The 1,000-nt window shown below is 56.1% G+C and carries 2 protein-coding genes; both read left to right on the top strand.

Going from position 1 to position 1,000, the window contains the following annotated elements:
• Positions 1–348 precede the first annotated feature (348 nt).
• The gene (locus CW742_RS15405; RefSeq protein WP_292421948.1) at positions 349–567 is read left to right on the top strand and encodes a hypothetical protein; all 219 of its coding nucleotides are present in this window, start codon (positions 349–351) and stop codon (positions 565–567) included.
• A gap of 154 nt (positions 568–721) precedes the next feature.
• Positions 722–1,000 (top strand): tetratricopeptide repeat protein (locus tag CW742_RS15400; protein ID WP_292421946.1); only part of this gene is annotated, 279 nt, incomplete at its 3' end.

Genomic DNA, 1,000 nt, shown 5'->3' with positions numbered 1-1,000 from the left:
ATCCTACCCTCATTATCCGAGAAGAGGTAGCAGCCGGGGGCATGGGGGAGGGTGGAGTAATCGATCATCTGGTGTATATAGATGAGGGGGCCGGAGGTCTTAAGCGATCAGGAGGGGGTTTTCGACCTTGGCCGAAACGTATGCCGCCTGAGTTGTATCGTGAGAGTATTGATGGTTGTCACAGAAATGGAGAATTGTCGCAGGAGTATCGGGTTCATGAACGAATGCGCACCGCAGGAGCCGGGGTTGTGGATATCCGCACCGAGGCGCATATCGGCATCATGGCGATCTTCGCACTCATCAGGATCGTCCTTACCCACGTCGTGTCGTCTATCATCCTTGCCAACTATGAGAAGCTCGAAGCTTGCGACAGCGATTCATTGTCGGGGATTTTTAAGGAGCATTGGCCCGGGCTTCTTCATGATCCGCGAGATCCCTGCAATCAACGGTATGATCATCCGCGGGACCGGCATCTTCGCAAAACGCGCCCGGTCCGGGATGCTGGTACAGGAGGGGAAATTCCGGTTCCGGACGGATGAACAACCGGAGATGAGGAATGGGAGCTGAAGGAGAGGGACCGGTCGTTCCCATGGTGCGGTTCGAAGAGGAGGGTGGCCATTCAGGTTCGCGGGTTCATGGGGCAAGTTTTATACGATCGGAGCGATAGAGTGATCTTCTTGTCAACCGTGTTTCCGGTTCCGGCCCGGGAGGTCAGACTACCATGGAATGGCTCTACTGCAGGGGCATTCCCATCGAGGCACAATACCTGCTCCGCAAAGGTCGCGAGATGGCAAAGCTGGGCAACGACACATCAGCCCTGAACTATTACCGGCAGGCACTCATCATCGCGCCGACTTATACAAAAGCACTGTACGAGATGGGGGACTGTTATGCCCACCTTGGCATGTTTGACGCGGCAAACGCCATGTACGACCGGGCCGTCCATACCAACCCGGCCGAAAAGGAGGCTGCGAGAGAGAGAAAGCGGAGCCTCCTGCAG

Origin of the sequence: Methanoregula sp. (genome assembly GCF_002835825.1) — an archaeon.
In the GTDB taxonomy this organism is placed as follows: domain Archaea; phylum Halobacteriota; class Methanomicrobia; order Methanomicrobiales; family Methanospirillaceae; genus Methanoregula.
The sequence above is the reverse complement of the archived record's forward strand: the minus strand, read 5'-3'. Positions and strand labels throughout refer to the sequence as shown.

What these genes read in the sequence shown, in the direction of transcription:
- CW742_RS15405 (WP_292421948.1), top strand. Translation starts at nt 349, where the DNA reads ATGAGAAGCTCGAAGCTTGCGACAGCGATTCATTGTCGGGGATTTTTA.